The 22,812-nt window shown below is 49.3% G+C and carries 16 protein-coding genes; 8 read left to right on the top strand and 8 right to left on the bottom strand.

Annotation, left to right across the window (positions count from 1 at the left end; translation table 11 throughout):
- Positions 1-299: 299 nt before the first annotated feature.
- The 3 genes from focA (at position 300) to pflA (ending at position 4,421) form a co-directional block, all read left to right on the top strand.
- On the top strand, positions 300-1,160 hold the full coding sequence (gene focA, locus ACF2G4_RS02490) for a formate transporter FocA (protein ID WP_409075452.1): 861 nt from the start codon (positions 300-302) through the stop codon (positions 1,158-1,160).
- A gap of 72 nt (positions 1,161-1,232) precedes the next feature.
- Positions 1,233-3,515, top strand: coding sequence for a formate C-acetyltransferase (gene pflB, locus ACF2G4_RS02485; RefSeq protein WP_243078245.1), 2,283 nt, complete (start codon positions 1,233-1,235; stop codon positions 3,513-3,515).
- A gap of 165 nt (positions 3,516-3,680) precedes the next feature.
- Positions 3,681-4,421 carry a pyruvate formate lyase 1-activating protein gene (gene pflA / locus ACF2G4_RS02480; RefSeq protein ID WP_215847196.1) on the top strand — a complete coding sequence of 247 codons (741 nt, stop codon included), beginning with the start codon at positions 3,681-3,683 and terminating at the stop codon, positions 4,419-4,421.
- A gap of 57 nt (positions 4,422-4,478) precedes the next feature.
- On the opposite strand, the gene ACF2G4_RS02475 is transcribed toward pflA, so the two are convergent.
- The 6 genes from ACF2G4_RS02475 to lrp all read right to left on the bottom strand — a co-directional run bounded on the left by ACF2G4_RS02475 (position 4,479) and on the right by lrp (position 13,562).
- A complete protein-coding gene (locus ACF2G4_RS02475) occupies positions 4,479-5,630 on the bottom strand; it encodes an MFS transporter (protein ID WP_215847197.1) in 1,152 nt (383 codons plus the stop codon).
- Positions 5,631-5,946: 316 nt separating this feature from the next.
- A complete protein-coding gene (gene serS, locus ACF2G4_RS02470) occupies positions 5,947-7,239 on the bottom strand; it encodes a serine--tRNA ligase (RefSeq protein ID WP_243078246.1) in 1,293 nt (430 codons plus the stop codon).
- Positions 7,240-7,332: 93 nt separating this feature from the next.
- Entirely contained in the window at positions 7,333-8,676 is a 1,344-nt protein-coding gene (locus ACF2G4_RS02465; RefSeq protein ID WP_243078247.1) for a replication-associated recombination protein A, read from the bottom strand.
- Positions 8,677-8,683: 7 nt separating this feature from the next.
- Positions 8,684-9,295 (bottom strand): outer membrane lipoprotein chaperone LolA, encoded by a 612-nt coding sequence (gene lolA / locus ACF2G4_RS02460; RefSeq protein ID WP_243078248.1) that lies wholly within the window; start codon positions 9,293-9,295, stop codon positions 8,684-8,686.
- Positions 9,296-9,478: 183 nt separating this feature from the next.
- Positions 9,479-12,949: a DNA translocase FtsK 4TM domain-containing protein gene (locus ACF2G4_RS02455; protein ID WP_409075451.1), complete on the bottom strand. Its 3,471-nt coding sequence runs from the start codon at positions 12,947-12,949 to the stop codon at positions 9,479-9,481.
- A gap of 118 nt (positions 12,950-13,067) precedes the next feature.
- Positions 13,068-13,562 carry a leucine-responsive transcriptional regulator Lrp gene (lrp, locus tag ACF2G4_RS02450; protein ID WP_006118610.1) on the bottom strand — a complete coding sequence of 165 codons (495 nt, stop codon included), beginning with the start codon at positions 13,560-13,562 and terminating at the stop codon, positions 13,068-13,070.
- Positions 13,563-14,084: 522 nt separating this feature from the next.
- Here lrp and trxB point away from each other — a divergent pair.
- The 5 genes from trxB to infA all read left to right on the top strand — a co-directional run bounded on the left by trxB (position 14,085) and on the right by infA (position 19,987).
- A complete protein-coding gene (gene trxB / locus ACF2G4_RS02445; RefSeq protein ID WP_332627480.1) occupies positions 14,085-15,053 on the top strand; it encodes a thioredoxin-disulfide reductase in 969 nt (322 codons plus the stop codon).
- Positions 15,054-15,196: 143 nt separating this feature from the next.
- Complete coding sequence (cydD, locus tag ACF2G4_RS02440; RefSeq protein WP_409075450.1) at positions 15,197-16,966, top strand: heme ABC transporter permease/ATP-binding protein CydD; 1,770 nt, start codon at positions 15,197-15,199, stop codon at positions 16,964-16,966.
- Complete coding sequence (gene cydC, locus ACF2G4_RS02435) at positions 16,966-18,696, top strand: heme ABC transporter ATP-binding protein/permease CydC (protein WP_409075449.1); 1,731 nt, start codon at positions 16,966-16,968, stop codon at positions 18,694-18,696. Before cydD ends, cydC begins: the two co-directional genes overlap by 1 nt.
- Before the next feature lie 33 nt (positions 18,697-18,729).
- Positions 18,730-19,422: a leucyl/phenylalanyl-tRNA--protein transferase gene (aat, locus tag ACF2G4_RS02430; RefSeq protein WP_215847204.1), complete on the top strand. Its 693-nt coding sequence runs from the start codon at positions 18,730-18,732 to the stop codon at positions 19,420-19,422.
- A 346-nt stretch (positions 19,423-19,768) separates the two neighbouring features.
- The gene (gene infA / locus ACF2G4_RS02425) at positions 19,769-19,987 is read left to right on the top strand and encodes a translation initiation factor IF-1 (RefSeq protein WP_002211347.1); all 219 of its coding nucleotides are present in this window, start codon (positions 19,769-19,771) and stop codon (positions 19,985-19,987) included.
- 88 nt (positions 19,988-20,075) lie between these two features.
- Here infA and clpA read toward each other — a convergent pair whose 3' ends face one another.
- Together clpA and clpS are read right to left on the bottom strand one after the other, a co-directional pair.
- Positions 20,076-22,352 (bottom strand): ATP-dependent Clp protease ATP-binding subunit ClpA, encoded by a 2,277-nt coding sequence (clpA, locus tag ACF2G4_RS02420; RefSeq protein WP_215847205.1) that lies wholly within the window; start codon positions 22,350-22,352, stop codon positions 20,076-20,078.
- A 55-nt stretch (positions 22,353-22,407) separates the two neighbouring features.
- Positions 22,408-22,728 carry an ATP-dependent Clp protease adapter ClpS gene (gene clpS / locus ACF2G4_RS02415; RefSeq protein WP_215847206.1) on the bottom strand — a complete coding sequence of 107 codons (321 nt, stop codon included), beginning with the start codon at positions 22,726-22,728 and terminating at the stop codon, positions 22,408-22,410.
- Between the last annotated feature and the right edge of the window lie 84 nt (positions 22,729-22,812).

Below are 22,812 nucleotides of genomic sequence, written 5' to 3'. Positions count from 1 at the left end.
CGCCTCAAGAATTCGGTGTGAAAAATAAAACCATCCTATTGAAAAAGCACTCTTTCATTTAACACCTTACTATCAATTAAAAAACATTCTTGTCGTATAAAAAGCACCATTAAAATAATTTAAAAAAATATTTTATATTTTAAAAATATTTTTTATCTTTGTTTTCAATAGATTGAATGAAATAAACAGTAATTTATTACCTTCCAAATCCCATCACCTCGGCAAACATGATCCATATCAATTTCTAACCTATACTCCTTTGTTACTATTTTCACAGACATCTTTTGGAGAGAGTTAGTGTGAAAGCTGACAACCCTTTTAATTTATTGCTACCAGCCGCAACGGCAAAAGTTGCTGAAGAAGCCGGGGTTTATAAAGCAACCAAACATCCTTTTACGACTTTCTTCTTAGCCATAACCGCTGGCGTTTTTATTTCAATTGCTTTCGTCTTTTATATTACTGCTACAACAGGCAGTGCCGGCATGTCGTATGGCATCGCGAAACTGATTGGTGGTATCTGTTTTTCACTCGGTTTGATTCTCGTCGTAGTCGGCGGAGCAGACCTCTTTACCTCAACAGTATTAATTGTCGTTGCTAAAGCAAGCGGACGTATAAGCTGGGGGCAGCTAGCGCGTAACTGGATCAACGTTTATATCGGTAATTTGGTTGGTGCTCTGTTTTTCGTCGCATTGATGTGGTTTGCAAGTCAACACATGGCCGCCAACGGCGCATGGGGTATGAATGTCTTACAAACAGCCGACCATAAAATGCATCACACTTTTATCGAAGCCGTTTGTTTAGGGATCCTTGCTAACTTATTAGTCTGCCTGGCAGTTTGGATGAGTTATTCCGGTCGAACACTAACAGATAAAATAGTGGTGATGATTCTACCGGTTGCCATGTTTGTCGCCAGTGGCTTTGAGCACAGCATTGCAAACATGTTTCTGATTCCTTTCGCCATCGTCATTCGCGATTTTGCTGGTCCAGAGTTTTGGCAGGCAACCGGCGCCAGCGCATCGCAATTTCAAGCGCTCTCCGTCAATAACTTCATTTTCGACAATCTGATTCCAGTCACCCTTGGCAATATCATTGGTGGTGGTCTGCTGGTCGGGTTGACTTACTGGGTCATCTATTTACGTGACGGTGACTCGGTGCATTAACAGTATCCGGACGGCACAAGGTATTTCCTTATGCTTGAATGTGAAAGTCTTCTTAGATAAGGCAGGTATATCATGACCGAACTTAATGCAAAACTGGCTTCGGCCTGGGAAGGATTCGCTGAGGGCGAATGGCAAAATCGCGTCGACGTACGTGATTTTATTCAAAAAAACTACACGCCTTATGATGGTGATGAATCATTTCTTTCCGGCGCAACACAAGCAACCACTCAGCTGTGGGATAGCGTGCTGGAAGGCATCAAAATTGAAAACCGCACCCATGCGCCGGTAGATTTCGACACCGATCTTGCTTCTACTATTACTTCTCACGATGCAGGCTATATCAATAAGTCTTTAGAAAAAATTGTCGGCTTGCAGACTGAAGCACCACTAAAACGCGCCATCATCCCTTTTGGCGGCATCAAAATGGTCGAAGGGTCATGCAAAGTATATGGCCGTGAACTTGATGCCGGCCTGAAAAAAGTCTTTACCGAATATCGAAAAACGCATAACCAAGGCGTGTTTGATGTTTATACGCCGGACATTATGCGCTGCCGTAAATCGGGTATTTTGACAGGCTTACCTGATGCTTATGGTCGCGGCCGCATTATCGGTGATTATCGACGCGTAGCGCTGTATGGCATTGATTACTTGATGGCTGATAAATTCTCGCAATTTGCCTCTCTGCAAAATGACCTTGAAAATGGCGTCAACCTCGAAGCAACCATTCGTTTGCGTGAAGAGATTTCAGATCAACATCGCGCATTAGGTCAGATCAAAGAGATGGCGGCTAAATATGGCCACGACATCTCGGGTCCGGCAACCAATGCAATCGAAGCTGTTCAGTGGACCTATTATGGCTATTTGGCCGCTGTTAAATCACAGAATGGTGCAGCCATGTCTTTTGGCCGCGTTTCGACATTCCTTGATGTCTATATCGAACGCGATCTGCAAGCTGGCAAGTTAAACGAAGAGCAGGCTCAAGAACTGATTGACCATTTGGTGATGAAACTGCGTATGGTGCGTTTCCTTCGTACACCAGAATATGATGAGCTTTTCTCGGGTGATCCTATCTGGGCAACCGAATCCCTCGCCGGTATGGGTGTAGATGGACGTACGCTGGTCAGCAAAAGTACTTTCCGCTTCCTGAATACGCTTTACACCATGGGACCTTCACCAGAACCGAATATGACCATCTTGTGGTCAGAAAAATTACCCATCAACTTTAAAAAATACGCAGCTAAAGTTTCCATCGATACGTCATCTTTGCAGTATGAAAATGATGATTTGATGCGCGCAGATTTCGACAATGATGACTACGCCATCGCCTGTTGTGTAAGCCCGATGATTGTTGGCAAGCAAATGCAGTTCTTTGGCGCACGCGCCAATCTGGCAAAAACGCTGCTTTATGCAATCAATGGCGGCGTTGATGAAAAACTGAAAATGCAGGTAGGCCCGAAAGGCGACAAAATTACCGATGATGTGTTGGATTTCGACACCGTCATGGAGCGTCTTGATCACTTCATGGATTGGCTGGCCAAACAGTATGTTACTTCACTGAACATTATCCATTACATGCACGATAAGTACAGCTATGAAGCATCGTTGATGGCGCTGCATGATCGTGACGTTTACCGCACCATGGCTTGTGGTATCGCAGGCTTGTCAGTAGCAGCAGACTCATTGTCCGCGATTAAATATGCCAAAGTGAAACCAGTTCGCGATGAAGACGGTTTGGCGATCGATTTCGACATTGAAGGTGAATATCCGCAGTTTGGTAACAATGACTCACGTGTGGATGATTTGGCCTGTGATTTAGTAGAACGCTTCATGAAAAAAATCCAGAAGCTGTCAACTTATCGTAATGCGGTGCCAACTCAATCAGTTCTGACTATTACGTCAAACGTGGTTTACGGTAAGAAAACCGGTAACACACCAGATGGTCGTCGTGCTGGCGCGCCATTCGGACCGGGTGCTAACCCAATGCATGGACGCGATCAGAAAGGCGCTGTTGCTTCTTTGACTTCCGTAGCGAAACTCCCCTTTGCCTACGCTAAAGATGGTATTTCTTACACCTTCTCTATTGTGCCAAATGCGCTGGGTAAAGACGATAACGTACGTAAAGCTAACCTGGCAGGTTTGATGGATGGTTACTTCCATCATGAAGCTGACATTGAAGGCGGCCAACATCTTAATGTGAATGTGATGAACCGTGAAATGTTGTTAGACGCTATGGAGCATCCAGAAAAATATCCGCAGCTCACCATTCGTGTTTCGGGTTATGCGGTTCGCTTTAACTCGCTGACAAAAGAACAGCAGCAAGACGTGATTACGCGTACCTTCACGCAGTCACTTTAAAAATTCAGCTTTAAAATCGTTAAAAAGGCTCCTTTTGGAGCCTTTTATACAAAGTCTGCTTTGGTTGCTCTCTTAACAGGAAGCAACCAAAATTGATTTAATGTTTTAAGCGCGACAAAGATTGTGCTGCCTGCTTCAGCAGGCCTACCTGGAGAATACATCGCAATGTCAATCACCGGTCGTATCCACTCATTCGAATCGTGCGGTACCGTTGATGGTCCCGGCATCCGCTTCATCACTTTCTTTCAAGGCTGCTTGATGCGCTGCCTTTATTGCCACAACCGTGATACCTGGGACACCCATGGTGGTAAAGAGATCACAGTGGAAGAATTGATGGCGGATGTTTTATCGTACCGCCATTTCATGAACGCATCGGGAGGCGGAGTCACCGCATCGGGCGGCGAAGCGATTCTACAGGCAGAATTTGTCCGTGATTGGTTTCGGGCCTGTCAGGCTGAAGGCATTCATACCTGCCTTGACACCAATGGGTTTGTGCGTCGTTATGATCCGGTTATAGATGAATTGTTAGATGCAACCGATCTGGTGATGCTCGATCTGAAGCAAATGAATGATGATATACACCAGAACCTGGTGGGTGTTTCTAACCACCGTACGCTCGACTTTGCTCGCTATTTGCAGAAGAAAGACAAGCGAACGTGGATACGTTTTGTCGTGGTTCCTGGGTATTCCGATGATGATGATTCTGTTCATCGCCTTGGCGAGTTTACTAAGGATATGCAGAATGTTGAGAAAATCGAACTGCTTCCCTACCACGAACTGGGCAAACACAAATGGATTGCCATGGGTGAAGAGTACAAACTTGACGGTGTAAAACCCCCGTCAAAAGAGACTATGGAACGCGTAAAAAACATTCTTGCGAGCTACGGTCACAACGTCATGTACTAACTGACACGCACAAAAAAGGGAGCGATTCGCTCCCTTTTTCATGTCTATGACCCGATTTTAGGCATGTGCCACGGGTGTTGCCTGCTGATCGGCTTTGCGCAGCAGCATCACTAAGTAAACCAGCGCAACCGCCGCTATCATAACAAACAGCAAACGGTCAGAGTAATTTTGCATCAGCATAGCTGTCATGCTCGGACCCGCGAGACTGCCCGCCGTATAACTCATCAGTAACGCTTGGTTCATTGCAACAAGCTCATGATGGGCAACGGTTTCGCATGCCCATGACATTGCGACCGGATAAAGCGTAAAACCCGCCAGTCCCAGTACGAACAGCGCAGGTGCCATTGCAGCATTTGCTAACATAGCAATCGCACCGAGAATGACCACAAAGACCTGAACCCGCAGAACTAACATGCGACCAAAGCGATCGGCAAGTTTGCCTACTGGCCACTGTCCCACAATACCTGCGCTTACCAGCAATGCCATCCAGTATCCGACGTTCGCATCGCTCATGCCTTGATGTGAGAGATACAGCGGCATCAGGCCATATAGTGAGCCTAATAAGATGCCAGAAATAATGCAGCCGTTGATACCCAGGCGAGAATTGCGACGACGCAACATCGGCCAGATACGACCTGGCGCCGCTTCAGCTGATTCGCTTTCTGAAGAAACACGCGTGAAAATCAAGGGTAATACGGCGCAAATAACCAGCGCTGTAACCCAAGGGATAACACTCAGAACTTCAGTCGAAACTTTACTCACCAGCAACTGCCCAGCGACCGTACCGAGATAGTAAACAATCATATAAGCGGCAAGAAGTTGACCACGGTTACGTACCGTACCGCTGCACAGTAATGCGCTCTCTACTACGACCCACATTAATGCGCAGCCGACGCCAGCAATAAAACGCAACGAAGTCCAGGCCCAAAAACCATCAAGCAGCACAAGACACACTGTGGCCACCGCAAATAACAGCGTGGCGAAATAGTAGCTCCGATTAAAACCGTGCTTTTTAATTAACCATCCCGCTAAAAGCGTGCCCGCTAAATTACCGGTGTAATAGGAGGAACTGACCATGCCTACTTGCCATGTAGCCAGCAAGTCATGCGTAAGCCACAATGGGACGAGCGTGTTAAGTACTGCTATTGAAACCGTCATTAACAGCAAGCCGCAAAGCAGCAACATCACAGGACGTGACCAGGTAGACATAGTGGATAAAACCAAAAGAAATGAAGGAAATTGCGCGCAGTTTGCCATTGCCTTTTTTAAAGTCAACGGCAAAAAAAAGGTGCAGCACATTTTGCTGCTTAACAATTTAATTTACTAATCTTCAGTAGGTTACAGCACGGTTAATGATGCTATAGAATTTTTCTATCTCTATGAATAATGAGATTATTAAGCTTTACGATGAATAAAGCGTCGATAACGTTTATTTGTGATAAGTTCCCGCTGCTAACTAACTTAATTGACGTTCTAAAGGCATAAAAAAACCCGGCAAAACCGGGTTCTGTTTATCTGAAATTTATCAGCCGATGAATTCAATCCCTTTCATATAGGGGCGCAATACATCGGGTACCGCAATGCGACCATCAGCCTGTTGATAGTTTTCCAGGACCGCAACTAATGTACGGCCTACCGCCAGTCCAGAACCGTTCAGGGTATGAACCAGACGCGGCTTTTTCTCTTGCTTGCTACGGCAGCGAGCTTGCATGCGACGTGCCTGGAAATCACCCATGTTCGAGCAGGAAGAGATCTCACGATAGGTATCTTGCGCAGGCAACCATACTTCGAGGTCATAAGTTTTGGTTGAACCAAAGCCCATGTCGCCAGTACACAACAACACTTTACGATAAGGAAGATTCAGCAACTGCAGAACTTTCTCAGCGTGGCCTACCAACTCTTCAAGCGCATCCATGGAAGTTTCAGGCGCCACAACCTGCACCATTTCAACTTTGTCGAACTGATGCATACGAATCAAACCACGCGTATCGCGACCATAAGAACCCGCTTCCGAACGGAAACAAGGTGTATGGGCTGCCAGTTTGATTGGCAACGTTTCTTCTTCAAGAATTTCGTCGCGAACCAGGTTGGTTAATGGCACTTCAGCGGTAGGAATCAGAGCATAATTACTGCTGTCTGATTCTTCTTCCAGCGGCTTAGTGTGAAACAGATCTTCGCCAAATTTTGGTAACTGACCGGTGCCATATAACGTCTCATGGTTGACGAGATAAGGCACGTAAGTTTCAAGATAACCATGCTGCTCGCTATGAAGATCAAGCATGAACTGGCTAAGTGCACGGTGCAGTCGAGCGATTTGACCTTGCATCACGACAAAACGTGAACCGGTAAGTTTAACCGCTGCAGCAAAATCCAGACCTTTTGCTGCTTCACCGAGCTCAACATGATCTTTTACCTGAAAATCAAACTGGCGCGGCTCGCCCCAGCGGCTGACTTCCTGATTTTCAGTTTCATCTTTGCCCAGCGGAACTTCATCTGCAGGCAGATTAGGTAGCGCCAGCGCGAAATCACGAATTTGGTTTTGCAGCTCATCTAGCTCTGCTTTTGCAGCATCCAGACGTTCACCCAGCACATTGACTTCCAGACGCAGCGGCTCGATATCTTCCCCACGGGATTTGGCCTGACCGATAGATTTGGATCGAGAATTACGCTCGGCTTGCAGATTTTCAGTTTCGACCTGCAGCACTTTACGACGCTCTTCAAGGGAGCGCAGCGTATCCACATCCAGTTTAAATCCTCGGCGTGCCAGTTTTTCTGCGACTGCGTCTGGCTCATTACGCAGCAGATTGGGATCGAGCATGCTTATCCTGTGTAATTAAAGTTGATTGAATGAAGGGACGTGCTCCAGCTGGAACACGTTGAAATCCTTGCCCACATTACCGCAACGTCTGTTTTAGCGGTAGCGTTTTGTCGGGCTATTTTGATCCTGCTCAGCAAGCCAGGCGAGCTTTTCGCCAATTTTACCTTCAAGGCCACGCGAAGTTGGACGGTAATAGTGCGTTTGGGCCATTTCAGGTGGAAAGTAGACTTCACCGGCAGCATACGCATTCACTTCATCGTGCGCGTAACGGTACTCTTTGCCGAGCCCCATCTCTTTCATCAATTTGGTCGGCGCATTGCGCAAATGCTCAGGCACATCATAATCCGGGTTATCACGCGCATCGCGCATCGCAGCTTTAAAAGCTGTATAAACAGCGTTGCTTTTTGGCGCACACGCCAGATAAACAATCGCCTGAGCAATGGCACGTTCCCCTTCTGCTGGACCGACGCGAGTAAAGCAATCCCAGGCAGCGATGGCGACCTGCATGCCACGCGGATCAGCATTCCCCACATCTTCAGAAGCGATTGCCAGCAGTCGACGTGCGATATAAAGCGGGTCGCCGCCTGCAGTAATAATGCGAGCGTACCAATACAACGCTGCATCCGGGGCAGAACCGCGAATTGATTTATGCAGCGCTGAAATCAGATCGTAAAAGCGATCGCCTTTATTATCGAAACGCGCTGCACGTTCACCTGACACTTCATTGAGTAACTGCGGCGTGAGTTCTCGCAGACCAGATGCATTGGCTTCCGCCATATCCGCCATCATTTCAAGCGTATTTAAGGCGCGTCTGGCGTCGCCATTCACCAGTTCAGCAATCATGCGGCGAGTATTATTAGGCAATACAATGTCACTGTTGCCATAACCCCGCTCTTTATCCTGCATGGCTTGATTCAGAACCTGTTCAATATCATCACTGGATAAAGATTTAAGAAGATATACGCGTGCGCGTGATAACAGCGCCGAATTTAGTTCAAACGACGGGTTTTCAGTGGTGGCGCCAATAAAGGTAATGGTGCCATCTTCAATGTGCGGCAAAAAAGCGTCTTGCTGGCTTTTGTTAAAACGATGCACCTCATCGACAAACAGGATAGTACGCCGTCCAACTTGCTTACTTTGACGTGCTCGCTCAATCGCCTCACGAATCTCTTTAACGCCCGACGTCACGGCTGAAATACGTTCAACGTCGGCATTACCATAATGCGCAATAATTTCTGCTAACGTGGTTTTACCTGTGCCCGGTGGCCCCCAAAGAATCATTGAGTGCAGATGACCGGCTTCGATAGCGCGTGGCAACGGTTTACCCGCTGCCAGCAGATGTTGCTGACCAATGTACTGTTTCAATGTTTCTGGCCGCATACGTGCGGCCAGAGGTTTAAAATCTTCGGTGGAAAAATCCAGAGACAGAGTACTCACCGCAACCTCACTGACGTTGATCGTCCACCGTTACGCCTTTAGGCGGTGTGAACGTAAATTTGTCCGGGCTTATCGCACCGTTTTTCTGGCTCTTCAGCTGGTAGTTACTGCGTTGACCATCTTGCTCAATAGCGCTGAACTGATTAATGGTGCCAGCCGGAGTCACAGTAATAGTGAACTGCTTTAAGTTGCCGTCGCTGTTTTTCGGCGTCAACGCAAACTCATCACCTTGTTGTTTGATGTTGTATTGCTGCCAGTCGCTGGATTGGTTACGCGCAATCAGCATGAAAGGTGTGTTGCTGGTTGCATCTTTCAACAAGCTAACCGTGGCTTGTTCAACAAATGGATTATAGAACCACAGCGACTTACCATCAGAAATGATGACGCTTTCATCCGGGGCGGTCATGTGCCAGTTAAACAGGCTGGGACGTTTCACCCACAATTCACCTTCACCGTCCTGAACATTTGCACCGGTGCCGTCTGTAACTTTTTGCGTAAAGCTGGCATGAAAGCTGCTGACTTTATTAAGACGCTGTTGCAGGTCACTTGAAGCATCAGCCAACACGCTGGCAGAAGCGAAAGAGGCCATCAGGCCAAAAGCAATTACACGTAATTTCATCTGCTTCAATTCCTTATCTTCTCGTTTCCCATTGATAACTGCATTAAGCCTGGCTGCAATCCTGCTTTTTAGACAGGAGAAAAAACCGAAAGCATAGTCTGATATGGGGATGATCTGCTGATAAACAATGAGCCAGTCTAAACTGGCTCATTGCTGCTGTTTACATGCGTGTTTTTATCCGAACTACATTTCGTGCGGCGGCGGCGCTAACACTTCGCGATTGCCGTTGTGTGCCGGAGGAGAAACAATGCTTTGCGCTTCCATCTGCTCAATAATGCGCGCCGCACGGTTATAACCAATGCGGAACTGACGTTGAACACCTGAAATTGACGCACGACGTTTATCCACCACAAAGGCGACTGCCTGATCAAACAGCGGATCAAGCTCTTCGTCGCTGTCCATTCCGCCGCCACCACTTTCATTCTCTTCGCCAGCGGTGATGCTTTCGATGTATTGTGGGCGACCGCGCGCTTTCCAGTCCTGAACAACGGCATGCACTTCCTGGTCGCGAACAAATGCGCCATGAACACGCACCGGCATTGAAGAGTTAGGCGGCATATAAAGCATGTCACCCATCCCCAACAGTGACTCAGCACCGGCCTGATCAAGAATGGTACGTGAATCAATTTTGCTCGATACCGTAAAGGCGATACGGGTTGGAATGTTCGCCTTAATCAAGCCGGTAATCACGTCAACGGAAGGACGTTGCGTTGCCAGCACCAGATGGATACCTGCGGCACGGGCTTTTTGCGCCAGGCGGGCAATAAGCTCTTCCACTTTTTTACCGACGGCCATCATCAAATCGGCAAATTCATCCACCAGAACCACAATGTAAGGCAGTTTTTCCAACACCGGCGGTGTCATATCCATGCTATCGCCCGGCTTCCAGAATGGATCGGGTATTGGACGGCCCATGGCTTCAGCTTGCTCAACTTTCTCGTTGTAACCCGCCAGATTACGCACACCCAAAGCAGACATCAGCTTATAACGGCGCTCCATCTCGCCCACACTCCAGCGCAGCGCATTAGCGGCGTCCTTCATGTCTGTAACCACTTCGGTTAACAGATGCGGAATGCCTTCATAGACGGACAACTCCAGCATTTTCGGGTCAATCATGATGAAGCGCACCTCTTCAGGCGTCGCTTTATAAAGCATACTGATAATCATGGCGTTAACGCCCACAGACTTACCAGAACCGGTTGTACCCGCTACCAGCAAGTGCGGCATCTTAGCCAGATCCGCGACCACCGGTTGCCCCGCAATATCTTTACCTAACACGATCGCCAGCGGAGAAGGATTATCGCGGAATTTTGCGCAATCCAGCACTTCACGGAGATAAACCGTCTGGCGATGTTTATTGGGTAACTCCAGTCCGACATATGGCTTGCCCGGAATCACTTCAACTACACGCACCGCCACTGCAGAAAGCGAGCGAGCCAGGTCTCGTGAAAGATTTGAGATTCGCGCCGCTTTTACACCAGGTGCCAGATCCAGTTCGAAACGCGTAATGACTGGGCCAGGCGAAATGCCAACCACTTCCGCTTTTACGCGGTAATCGCCCAAGCGAGACTCCACCAGCCGCGCCGTTTGCTCCAGCATAAACATATCCACCGGCTCTTCCTCTTCTGGCGGAGCCGTCAGCAGATCGAGCGTTGGGAGTGGCGTTGACGGTTTCTCCAACGGGTGTTCATGACGCATCAAGAAGGGATGGATCAGGCTGTCATGCACTGAAGGTTTCGCTTCTTCGACCGCTGGCGTTGGCACTGGCGCAGCATAAGAAGAATGTGCAGCCGGAACCGGAGGCTGAACTGGCGCAGCAAAAGTTGAAGGCGCTTCTGGCACCGGAACCTGTGCGGGTGCCTGGGGCGCAGAAACTTCTGCCACTTGCTGCCACGGCTCATGCGAAACCGCAGGTTCTTCTGGCTCTGGCGTAGCAGCAATGGTGAACAGAGGCTCGGTTGGGCCATCATCGATGAGATCTTTCATTGGAGAAAAATCAAAGGCGGAAGCCGTATCCAGATTAAATACGGGTGCCGCAGGCGCTTCACGCTCAGGCACATAACGCTGCTGCTGTTGTTCAGCAAACTGACGGGCGAGCGAAGCTTGCTGTAACGCTTCTTCATCCTCTTCATCTTGCTGCCAGCTTTCGCCATAGCGTTGCTGTTGCCCAGACTGGAACGCTTCACGCAGTTCTGCCTGCTGCAATGCTTCTTCGTCTTCTGGTGCCCAGATGGCATTTTGTTCTGAAGATACGCCTGACTGAACCGTGCTCGACTCTTCTGCTTTGGCTTTTTCTTCCGCCATGCGTTGTGAGGGTAATTTGATGCCGTAAGAGGCTAATTCACGACGCGTCGGCAACTTAACCGGATTAGGACGCGGCAACGAAGGCCCGATCCCTTGTTTGACCTGCGGGTTAGGATTCACTTCTGGCGCAAGGTCAAATGTAGGGGTTGTTCTTGTTGCAACGGATGCAGCGGCAGCGGCTGTCGCTGCTACTCGCGTTACTGCGGAAGGTGTTTCTGGCATTGAAGATGCGCTTTCACGCCAGTTGCCCATCTTCGGCTCGTTATCTTCAAAGGCGGTAAACGGCGGTGCTTGAGCAGGTTTATCTTCTGGAATTTCAAACCGATAAAGCGGCGGCGACGCTTCTGGTGCAGTCTGAACCTGAGGTTGGCCATTGTTTATCGGTGCAGAAACCTGTGCTGCTACGGCAGGTGCAACTGTTGATGGCACAGCAACTGAAGAAACTGGCGCAACGGCAGGTAATGGCGCTAATTCGACGTGCGCAGCTTCCACAGTTGTAGCAACAGCTGCGCTGGTTGCTGCAGCCGCTTTCGCTAACAAGGGATCCTGGTTTGACAAGAGAACATCTTCAGCTGAGACAGCTTCTTCAGCGGGCACGCTTTCAGCAGCCACATTACGTGGCGCCGCCAGCAAAATATCCTCTTCATCGTCATCATGCTGAATAGCACGTGAACGGGAGGTCGATGCGTGTTCAGCCTCATACTCTTCGTCTTCTTGCCATGGCTCATCGTGGCGCGACCGGTTGCTGGCAAAGGTTAATACACCCATGACCACACCCCCAATGCGCTCCGCAATGGTCAGCCATGACCAACCAGTGTAGAGCGTGACACCCGCTGCCCAGACACACAGCAATGCTAACGTTCCACTCGCAGGATTTAACCAAGGCGCCATGGCATTACTGACCAGGCTGCCGATCACACCGCCGGAAGCGAAATACCAAATATCATCAGCATTCAAAGCAGCCATGCCGCAGGTGGTGACTACCAGCGCCAAAACACCAATCAAACGCAGGCCAACCGCGAAATAGTCGAAGTAGTCTTGATTGTCACGCTGACGAAAAGCGATCCAACACAGCCCCAGAATGACCGGCGGAATGGCGTAAGCCATCACACCAAAAATGAAAAGTAAGGTGTCAGCAAGCCAGGCGCCAACGCTGCCGCCAATGTTGTGAATGGGTTCATGCCAGGCCGTTTGCGACCAGCTTGGATCGGAAGGATTAAAACTGACCAATGAAACCATCAAATAAATGGCAAAAAGCGCCACCAGGATGAGCAACGCTTCGAGTAGACGGCGTCCACTGCTCAGCGATTGTAACGAAACGTCTTTATCTTCTGTGTATTCCTGGCTCAAGAGAACTCTCCAGGTGCCTGTAAAGTATGAAGCAACAGCGTCGGGCACTCCCGACGCTGGTCCTGTATGAATTCACAGGAGTGTACCGAAATCCCACAGGTTTTGCACCTGCCCCGCATCAGCGAGTTTTGATCACCAGACGATTGCTCTGTTTGACCTCTTCCATCACCACATAAGTACGCGTGTCGTTAACGCCTGGCAGACGCAACAAGGTTTCGCCCAACAGTTTGCGATAGGCAGACATGTCAGGTACACGCGTTTTAAGCAGGTAGTCGAAATCACCCGAAACGAGGTGACACTCTTGAGTTTCCTCAAGTTTTTGTACAGCGGCGTTAAATTGCTCAAACACATCTGGCGCGCCACGATTCAGAGTAATCTCAACGAACACCAGCAGTGATGCATCCAGATAATGCGGGTTTAATTGTGCGGTGTAGCCCAGGATAAAACCTTGACGCTCAAGGCGGCGCACACGCTCAAGACACGGCGTAGGCGATAATCCTACGCGTTTGGAAAGTTCCACGTTTGAAATACGACCATCTTTCTGCAGTTCATTCAGAATATTTCTGTCGATTCTGTCGAGGTCTTTCCCGGGGCGTTTCTTATTGTCTACCATTATTATTGTCTCTCTTAATTCCTTCCCTTTACCTGCCACGCCCTGAAAACGCTCATTGTTCGGGGCATTTTTGAAGTGAAGTTGTAGAGCCTGTGCGTTAAGGCACTCATCCGCATGACGCATGTTGTCTGTCCACATCATGCGTCATTACCAATGTCAGGCTGCTTTTATTCGGTGTTGCGCGCAAAACGAGGCATTAAACCCTGTTTTGATCCGATTAACATTCTTCGCTTCTGACACTGTTTTCGCAAATGCGCAGGCGATTGTCAAAGTAAAATGTCCAAATCCAGTACAAGATGCCAGACAGTCCTCTGGGTAACTGTTTTTAAATGAGTATTTTTGAACAGCTGCACCACAAAAAGCCGATTTTTGCCCCCTTTTGGCGCAAAGGAGAGGCGGAAACTATCATCATCGTCTACGCCATTTGCAGCTATCGTTAACAAAATCGTGCAAGCCTTGTCATTCCATCAGGATATTCCCTACAATCGCAGGCTATGTCAGCCGAATGAAACTGAGGAAAGCATGAGTACGGCAAAACACAGTAAGTTACTCATTCTGGGCTCCGGTCCAGCGGGTTATACCGCAGCCGTTTACGCTGCACGCGCCAACCTGAATCCGGTTTTAATTACTGGGCTTGAAAAAGGCGGTCAGTTAACCACCACGACAGAAGTTGAAAACTGGCCGGGTGACCCGCACGATCTGACAGGTCCATCTCTGATGGAACGCATGCATGAGCATGCTGAGAAATTTAATACTGAAATCATTTTTGACCACATTCACACTGTCGATTTACAGAATCGTCCTTTCCGTTTGACCGGTGACAGCGCTGAATACACCGCTGATGCGCTGATCATCGCCACTGGCGCCTCTGCACGTTACCTTGGTCTGCCGTCGGAAGAAGCGTTTAAAGGCAAAGGCGTTTCAGCCTGCGCAACCTGTGATGGTTTCTTCTACCGCCAGCAGAAAGTCGCGGTTATTGGCGGCGGTAATACCGCCGTGGAAGAAGCGCTTTATCTCGCCAATATCGCTTCAGAAGTGCACCTGATTCATCGTCGTGACAGCTTCCGTGCAGAGAAGATTCTGATTGATCGACTGATGGAAAAAGTAAGTAGCGGGAATATTGTTCTGCATACTCACCGCACGCTGGAAGAAGTGGTGGGCGATCAGATGGGCGTTACCGGTTTAACATTGCGCTCCACGCTTAACGAGCAAGAAACTGAAGCGCTGGAAGTCGCGGGTCTGTTTGTGGCCATTGGTCACAGTCCGAACACTGCCATCTTTGATGGACAGCTGGATCTGGAAAATGGCTACATCAAAGTCCAGTCTGGTCTGCACGGTAACGCGACCCAAACCAGCATTCCAGGCGTATTTGCCGCAGGTGATGTCATGGATCATATCTACCGTCAGGCAATTACTTCAGCGGGTACCGGTTGTATGGCTGCATTGGATGCAGAACGTTATCTCGACGGTTTGGTTAAAAACGATCGATAAGTTATTCATTTCCTGATCGTAATCAATAAAGGCGACTGTTTTTCAGTCGCCTTTTTTATTGTCGCCATGCTAGATTCATGCGCCTATAGAAGCAGGAAACGTCCTAATTCTGCATTCGCCTTCAGCATTCTCCACGGTATCGCATGAATAAATCGCGGCAACAGCATCTTACCCGCTGGCTTCGCCAGCAACGCAGTCACGCTGGACGATGGTTGCGACTGACCACGCTGCTGGGTTTTGCCAGCGCGCTGGTTATTATTGCTCAAGCCTGGCTAATGGCCTCATTGCTGCAAGCGCTGATTATTGAACAACAATCACGCGATACGCTGCTGACCCATTTCATGCTGTTAATGCTGTGCTTTGTCCTGCGCGCGGCATTAAATTATGCTCGGGAACACGCTGGGTTTCGTGCTGGCCAGGCCATTCGTCAGGCCCTTCGAAAGCAGATCATTGATCGTCTGGCTGTACTCGGTCCCGCCTGGATTCAGGGGAAACCGGCTGGCAGTTGGGCAACGTTATTACTGGAGCAAATTGAAGATATGCAGGATTACTATGCGCGCTATCTTCCTCAAATGACGCTTGCCGTTCTTATCCCCTTTTGCATTCTGTTCACCCTCTTTCCTCTAAACTGGACCGCCGGCTTAATTCTGTTTGTCACCGCGCCTTTGATTCCGCTGTTCATGGCCTTGGTCGGCATGGGAGCTGCTGATGCTAATCGTCGTAATTTCAGCGCGCTTGCACGACTGAGCGGTGACTTTCTTGATCGCCTGCGTGGGCGCGAAACGCTGCGCCTTTTTCATCGGGGCGAAGCGGAAAAAGAGGCTATTGCGGCCTCAACCACAGATTTTCGCCAGCGCACTATGGAAGTGCTGCGCCTTGCTTTTCTCTCTTCTGCCGTGCTGGAGTTTTTTGCTTCATTGGCTATCGCGGTGGTCGCGGTTTACTTTGGCTTTTCCTATTTAGGCGAACTGCATTTTGGCGATTATGGCCATGGCGTTACGCTTTTTACCGGTTTTTTAGTGCTGATATTGGCCCCTGAATTTTTTCAACCGCTGCGTGATCTCGGCACCTTTTATCACGCCAAAGCGCAAGCAGTTGGCGGCGCTGATGCGCTTGAAAAATTCATGCACGAAACTCCGGACAACGTTGCCAATCAAGGTGAAACCCCTTTCGCGTCAAATGATTCGATTGAAGTCAGGGCTGAAAACCTGCTGATTTGCGCGCCAAACGGAAAAACGCTGTGTGGCCCGTTAACTTTCCATCTGCCAGCTAATCAACGCGTGGCGCTGGTTGGGCAAAGTGGCGCAGGCAAGAGCGCATTAATGAATGCGTTACTGGGCTTTTTACCTTATCAAGGCTCTCTCCGCGTTAATGGGATGGAGTTACGCGATATTATTCGTGATAACTGGCACCAACATTTGGCTTGGGTCGGACAAAACCCCCATCTGCCGGCCTCGACAATTCGCGACAATATTTTGATGAATGAGTCTTATAGTGAAAGCCGTTTTACCGAGTCATTAAAAACCTGCGGAATAAACGAATTTCTACCGCGGCTGCCTCAGGGTCTGAAGACAATTCTGGGCGATGGCGGTACAGGTTTATCGGTTGGTCAGGCACAGCGCATCGCTGTTGCACGCGCATTGTATAAACCAGCACGCTTGTTATTACTGGATGAACCCGCCGCCAGTCTTGATGCCCTTAGTGAATCGCTGGTCATGCAGGCGCTCAACCAAGCTGCCAGGCAGCAAACTACGCTAATGATTACTCACCAACTCGATAATCTTAAGGAATGGGATGCAATTTGGGTGATGCAAAACGGACAGCTTATACAGCAAGGAAACTGGCATCAGCTAAGTGAACAATCCGGTGCGTTTAAACAGATGATGAAGCACCGTCAGCAGGAGATTTCCTGATGTCTGCATTGCATCCTTTCCTCCGTCTCTGGTTGCGCCATCCTTATCGCTTAGCCTTAGGCATGGCGTTAGCCATGATTACTTTGCTGGCCAGCATTGGCCTTCTTACTCTTTCTGGTTGGTTTCTGGCGGCGTCCTCTGTTGCGGGTTTTGCGGGACTCTACAGCTTCAACTACATGCTACCCGCGGCGGGTGTTCGCGGTGCTGCCATCATACGTACCGCTGCCCGTTATTTTGAACGCCTTGTGAGTCACGATGCCACTTTCCGCGTATTGCAACATCTGCGTGTGTTCACCTTTAGCCGCCTGATTGCCTTATCACCCGGTCAACTTGCTGATTTTCGTCAATCTGACCTGTTAAATCGTTTTGTTGGCGATGTAGATGCGCTCGATCACCTTTATTTGCGTGTTATTTCCCCGCTAGCGGGTGCCTTTGTGGTCATTATGCTGGTCACGCCAGCACTCAGCCTGATTGACCTGCAATTAGCATTAATTTTGGGGGGTTTCATGTTAGCAACGCTGCTGCTTTTTCCGCCGCTGTTTTATCATCTTGGTGCACCAGCAGGCCGGGCAATCGCGCAAGGGCGTGTTCATTGGCGCATGCAGTTCATGCATTGGCTGAGCGGACAGGCGGAACTCACGCTCTATGGCGCAGCTTCCTCTTGGCGGAAACAGCTTAATGATCAAGAACAGCAGTGGCAGCAAGCACAGCGTCAACAGCAGCGCCTACACGCTTTAGCACAAAGCCTACTGTTGCTGATTAGCGGTTTTACCGTAACTCTTCTGCTTTGGGTCAGCGCAACGACAATTGAAGCACAGCAGTTACCGGGCTCCCTCATTGCGTTAGTGGTGTTTTGCGCGCTAGCCGCTTTCGAAGCGCTGGCACCGGTTGCTGGTGCGTTTCTGCCATTATCCCAGGTCATTACGGCTGCGCAACGCGTAAATGACATCATTGGTCGAGAGCCTACGATAATTTTCCCTTTGGTTGCTGATGTCAGAACAGGTAGCCTTGAAGTCATTATCGAAAATCTTTATTTCTCTTATCCTGATCGACCCGACGCCGTGCTCAGCGATTTCTCCCTGAATATCCGGGCTGGCGAGCATATCGCTTTGCTCGGACCAACCGGTTGCGGTAAATCAACGGTGTTAGCCTTATTGACGCGCGCCTGGGAAAGTCAGCACGGCACCATAGCGCTCAATGATGTTGCGCTTCAGGCGTGGGATGAAGCGCAACTACGTCAGCGTATTAGCATGGTGACACAGCGAGTCCATTTATTTAGCCAAACGTTGCGCGATAATTTGCTTATTGCTTCTCCAACCGCAACTGATGAGAAGCTCAAAGCAGTGCTGGTTCAGGTCGAACTGCAATGTTTACTTGAGAATGATGAGGGCTTAAATGCCTGGCTTGGTGAAGGCGGACGCCCGCTTTCAGGTGGCGAACTGCGGCGTTTAGCCATTGCACGCGCACTTCTGCATGATGGCGATCTTTGGTTGCTCGATGAACCTACTGAAGGTTTAGATGCCAGTACGGAGCAGCAAATTTTGACGTTGCTGAATCAGGTCACTCAGGGGAAAACGGTGATCATCGTTACCCACCGCCTGAGTGGCTTACATCTTATGGATCGCATCTGCGTAATGGAAAATGGTGCAATTATTGAGCAAGGCAGCCATAAGGAATTAATCTCAAAAACGGGTCGCTATTGGCGTTTCCAGCAACGCTTTGCGCTATAGTTCTAGCGAATAGCTGACAGGTAAAATAACGTCATGAGACTGGTACAACTTTCAAGGGAGTCATTGCATTTCCCACCGCCTGAAATGGCCTTGCGCGAACCTAACGGCTTGCTGGCAATGGGTGGCGATCTCTCCCCTGCTCGTTTACTGAATGCGTATCAACGTGGAATTTTTCCCTGGTTTTCGCCCGGCGACCCTATTTTATGGTGGTCGCCCGATCCTCGTGCCGTGCTACTGCCTGAGTATTTTCATCTCAGTCGCAGCATGAAGCGTTTCCACAAGCAGTCACCTTATCGCGTGACCATGAACGAGTCTTTCGCCGACGTTCTTGAAGGCTGCGCTACTGGACGTGAGGAAGGCACCTGGATTACTTTCGAAGTTAAACGCGCCTGGTTGCGATTATATGAACTCGGTCATGCGCATTCGATTGAAGTCTGGAATGGGCAACGTTTAGTCGGCGGCATGTATGGTTTAGCGTTAGGCCAAATATTCTGCGGCGAGTCGATGTTTAGTCGTCAGGAGAATGCCTCGAAAACCGCACTCTGGGTATTTTGCCAACACTTCGTAAAACACCAGGGTCGTTTGGTGGATTGTCAGGTACTTAACCCGCATACTGCGTCTTTAGGTGCGAGGGAAATCCCCCGTGTAGATTATCTGCAATATGTGCAAAGCCTTGCGTGGCAACCGGTCAGCGAAGGCTGCTGGCGTACGCAAACCCTTTTTTAAACCTATACAGATGTTTTGCACACATAAAGCGGTAAAAGTGATATAATAATCGAGTTTGGTATGTCGTCCGCGCTTGATAGTAGTAAGCCGGAATTGCCAGGCTGGGAATCTCAACGCACTCTCGGAACTGTTCAATCGTGCGCGTGTAACCGGTTGATACAGATTCTTAGCCCGCTAACTCCCCCGCAGACGTCACATAAAACACCCGAATTTAACCGAGATGCTCGCGTTATAACGCGAAGCACGGCGAAGCGTTGGCAAAATCGTCGACGGTTCTTTACATAAATCGTTGAATTGGGCATTATCTTGCCGGTTCAACTGAAAGGTAGTACACCCAGAGGATTCGATGGCCAAAGAAGACAATATTGAAATGCAAGGTACCGTACTGGATACGTTACCTAACACCATGTTCCGCGTAGAACTTGAGAACGGACACGTGGTTACCGCTCATATCTCCGGTAAAATGCGCAAAAACTACATCCGCATCCTGACGGGCGACAAAGTGACTGTCGAGTTGACCCCGTACGACCTGAGCAAAGGCCGCATTGTCTTCCGTAGTCGCTAAGCTGCTCTCATCGCGCCGCTGAATAATATCAGCAAGCAAAAAAAAGGCCGGATTCTCATCCGGCCTTTTCTCTATCTGACATCCGTGATTAATGCACGGTGCCCTCTGTTTTACGTTTTTCCGCACTCAGGAAATGATAGGTTAGCTGGCCTTTTTCTTTATCCAGTCCAACTGATACCGATCCACCATCCACCAGCGAACCAAACAGCAGTTCGTTAGCCAACGGTTTCTTCAGGCTCTCCTGAACGGTACGCGCCATCGGACGTGCACCCATCGCTTTGTCATAGCCTTTCTCAGCCAGCCAATCGCGCGCTTCGTCACTGACTTCCAGCGACACACCTTTTGCATCCAACTGCGCTTGCAGCTCGACAATAAACTTGTCGACCACCTGATGAATCACCTCTGGAGACAAGTGACGGAACCAAATGATGTTGTCGAGGCGGTTACGAAACTCTGGCGTAAAGATCTTTTTGATCTCTTCCATTGCATCGGTGCTGTTGTCTTGATGAATCAGGCCGATAGATTTACGTTCCGTTTCACGCACACCGGCGTTTGTCGTCATCACCAGCACGACATTGCGGAAGTCCGCTTTACGCCCGTTGTTGTCCGTTAGCATGCCGTTATCCATGACCTGCAACAGCAGGTTAAAGACATCCGGGTGCGCTTTCTCAATCTCATCCAGTAGCACAACGGCATGAGGATGTTTGATTACCGCATCGGTCAGCAAACCACCTTGATCAAAACCAACGTAGCCCGGAGGCGCACCAATCAAACGGCTGACGGTATGACGCTCCATATACTCGGACATATCGAAACGCAGCAGCTCAATGCCCAATGCTTTTGCTAGTTGAACCGTGACTTCGGTTTTACCCACGCCCGTTGGACCCGCAAACAAGAACGAACCAACCGGTTTACGATCCTGGCCCAGACCCGCCCGGCTCATTTTGATCGCTTCAGTCAGGGCTTCAATCGCATTGTCCTGACCAAATACCAGCATTTTCAGGCGGTCACCCAGATTTTTAAGCGTATCGCGATCGCTTGCTGAAACGCTTTTCTCTGGGATACGCGCAATACGCGCCACCACTGATTCTATATCAGCCACATTGACCGTTTTCTTGCGCTTGCTGGCTGGCATCAGTCGAGCGCGAGCGCCCGCTTCGTCGATAACGTCAATCGCTTTATCCGGCAAATGACGATCGTTGATATATTTCACCGCCAGCTCCACCGCTGCACGCACCGCTTTCGCGGTATAACGCACATCGTGATGCGCTTCGTATTTCGGTTTCAGGCCATTCAGGATTTGAACGGTTTCATCCAGCGACGGTTCAGTGATATCAATTTTCTGGAAGCGACGTGCTAAAGCACGATCCTTCTCAAAGATGTTACTGAATTCCTGATAAGTCGTTGAACCCATAACGCGAATCTTACCGCTGGAAAGCAGCGGTTTGATGAGGTTAGCAGCATCAACCTGGCCACCTGACGCCGCGCCCGCACCAATAATGGTGTGGATTTCATCGATGAACAGAATACTGCTGTTGTCCTGCTCAAGCTGTTTCAACAACGCTTTGAAACGCTTCTCGAAGTCGCCACGATATTTAGTGCCTGCCAGCAGTGAACCAATATCTAAAGAGTAAATGGTGCAATCTTTCATCACTTCCGGCACGTCGCCCTGAACAATACGCCAGGCGAGACCTTCAGCAATAGCGGTTTTACCGACACCCGATTCTCCCACCAGCAGCGGGTTATTTTTACGACGGCGGCATAAAACCTGAACGGTACGCTCAAGCTCCTTGTCCCGACCAATCAGCGGATCGATTCCGCCGACGCGAGCAAGCTGATTGAGATTGGTGGTGAAGTTTTCCATACGATCCTCCCCGCCTGCTTGCTCTTCGTTAACCGGATTTTCTGCATTCGGCGCATGGCCGGGTTCGTCTTTACGCGTACCGTGAGAAATGAAGTTCACCACATCAAGGCGGCTGACTTCGTGTTTGCGCAGCAGGTAAGCCGCTTGCGACTCCTGCTCACTAAAAATGGCAACCAGCACATTAGCACCGGAGACTTCGCTTCGGCCTGATGACTGGACATGGAAAACCGCACGCTGTAACACACGCTGGAAGCTGAGCGTAGGTTGCGTATCACGCTCCTCTTCACTGGCAGGCAGCACAGGTGTGGTTTGTTCGATGAAGGCTTCGAGCTCCTGCCGGAGAGCCACAATATCCACCGTACAGGCTTCCAGTGCCTCTCTGGCCGACGGGTTACTGAGCAGCGCCAGTAACAGATGCTCGACGGTCATAAATTCATGACGGTGCTCACGCGCTCTGGCGAAAGCCATATTTAAACTGAGTTCCAGTTCTTGATTGAGCATTAGGCACCTCCCCCAATTATCGCTCTGACGACCTGTTTCCTATATGGAGACGGGATCAGGCTTTTTCCAGCGTACACAGCAAAGGATGATGATTTTCCCGCGCATAATTGTTCACTTGGGCCGCTTTGGTTTCGGCGACTTCTGCAGTAAATACACCACAGATCGCTTTACCGTGGTAGTGAACTTTCAACATCAGCTGCGTTGCACGTTCAACATCATAAGAAAAGAACTTTTGCACTACGTCAATAACAAATTCCATAGGTGTATAATCGTCATTATTCAGAATGACTTTATACATTGAAGGCGGCTTTAACCCTTCGCGTACTTTGTCTTCGGCCAGATGTTCAAAATTAAGCCAGTCGTTATTGTTTGCCATAATGATCCGTTGAGATTCCGCACATCATTCATAAACCCATTGCAGTTCATATTTAGAGTTTAACACGCTTGTCAAGCTATCAGC

The sequence above is a fragment of the Pantoea phytostimulans genome, assembly GCF_046118715.1.
In the GTDB taxonomy this organism is placed as follows: Bacteria; Pseudomonadota; Gammaproteobacteria; order Enterobacterales; family Enterobacteriaceae; genus Pantoea; species Pantoea phytostimulans.
This window is presented reverse-complemented; position numbering and strand designations above follow the sequence as displayed.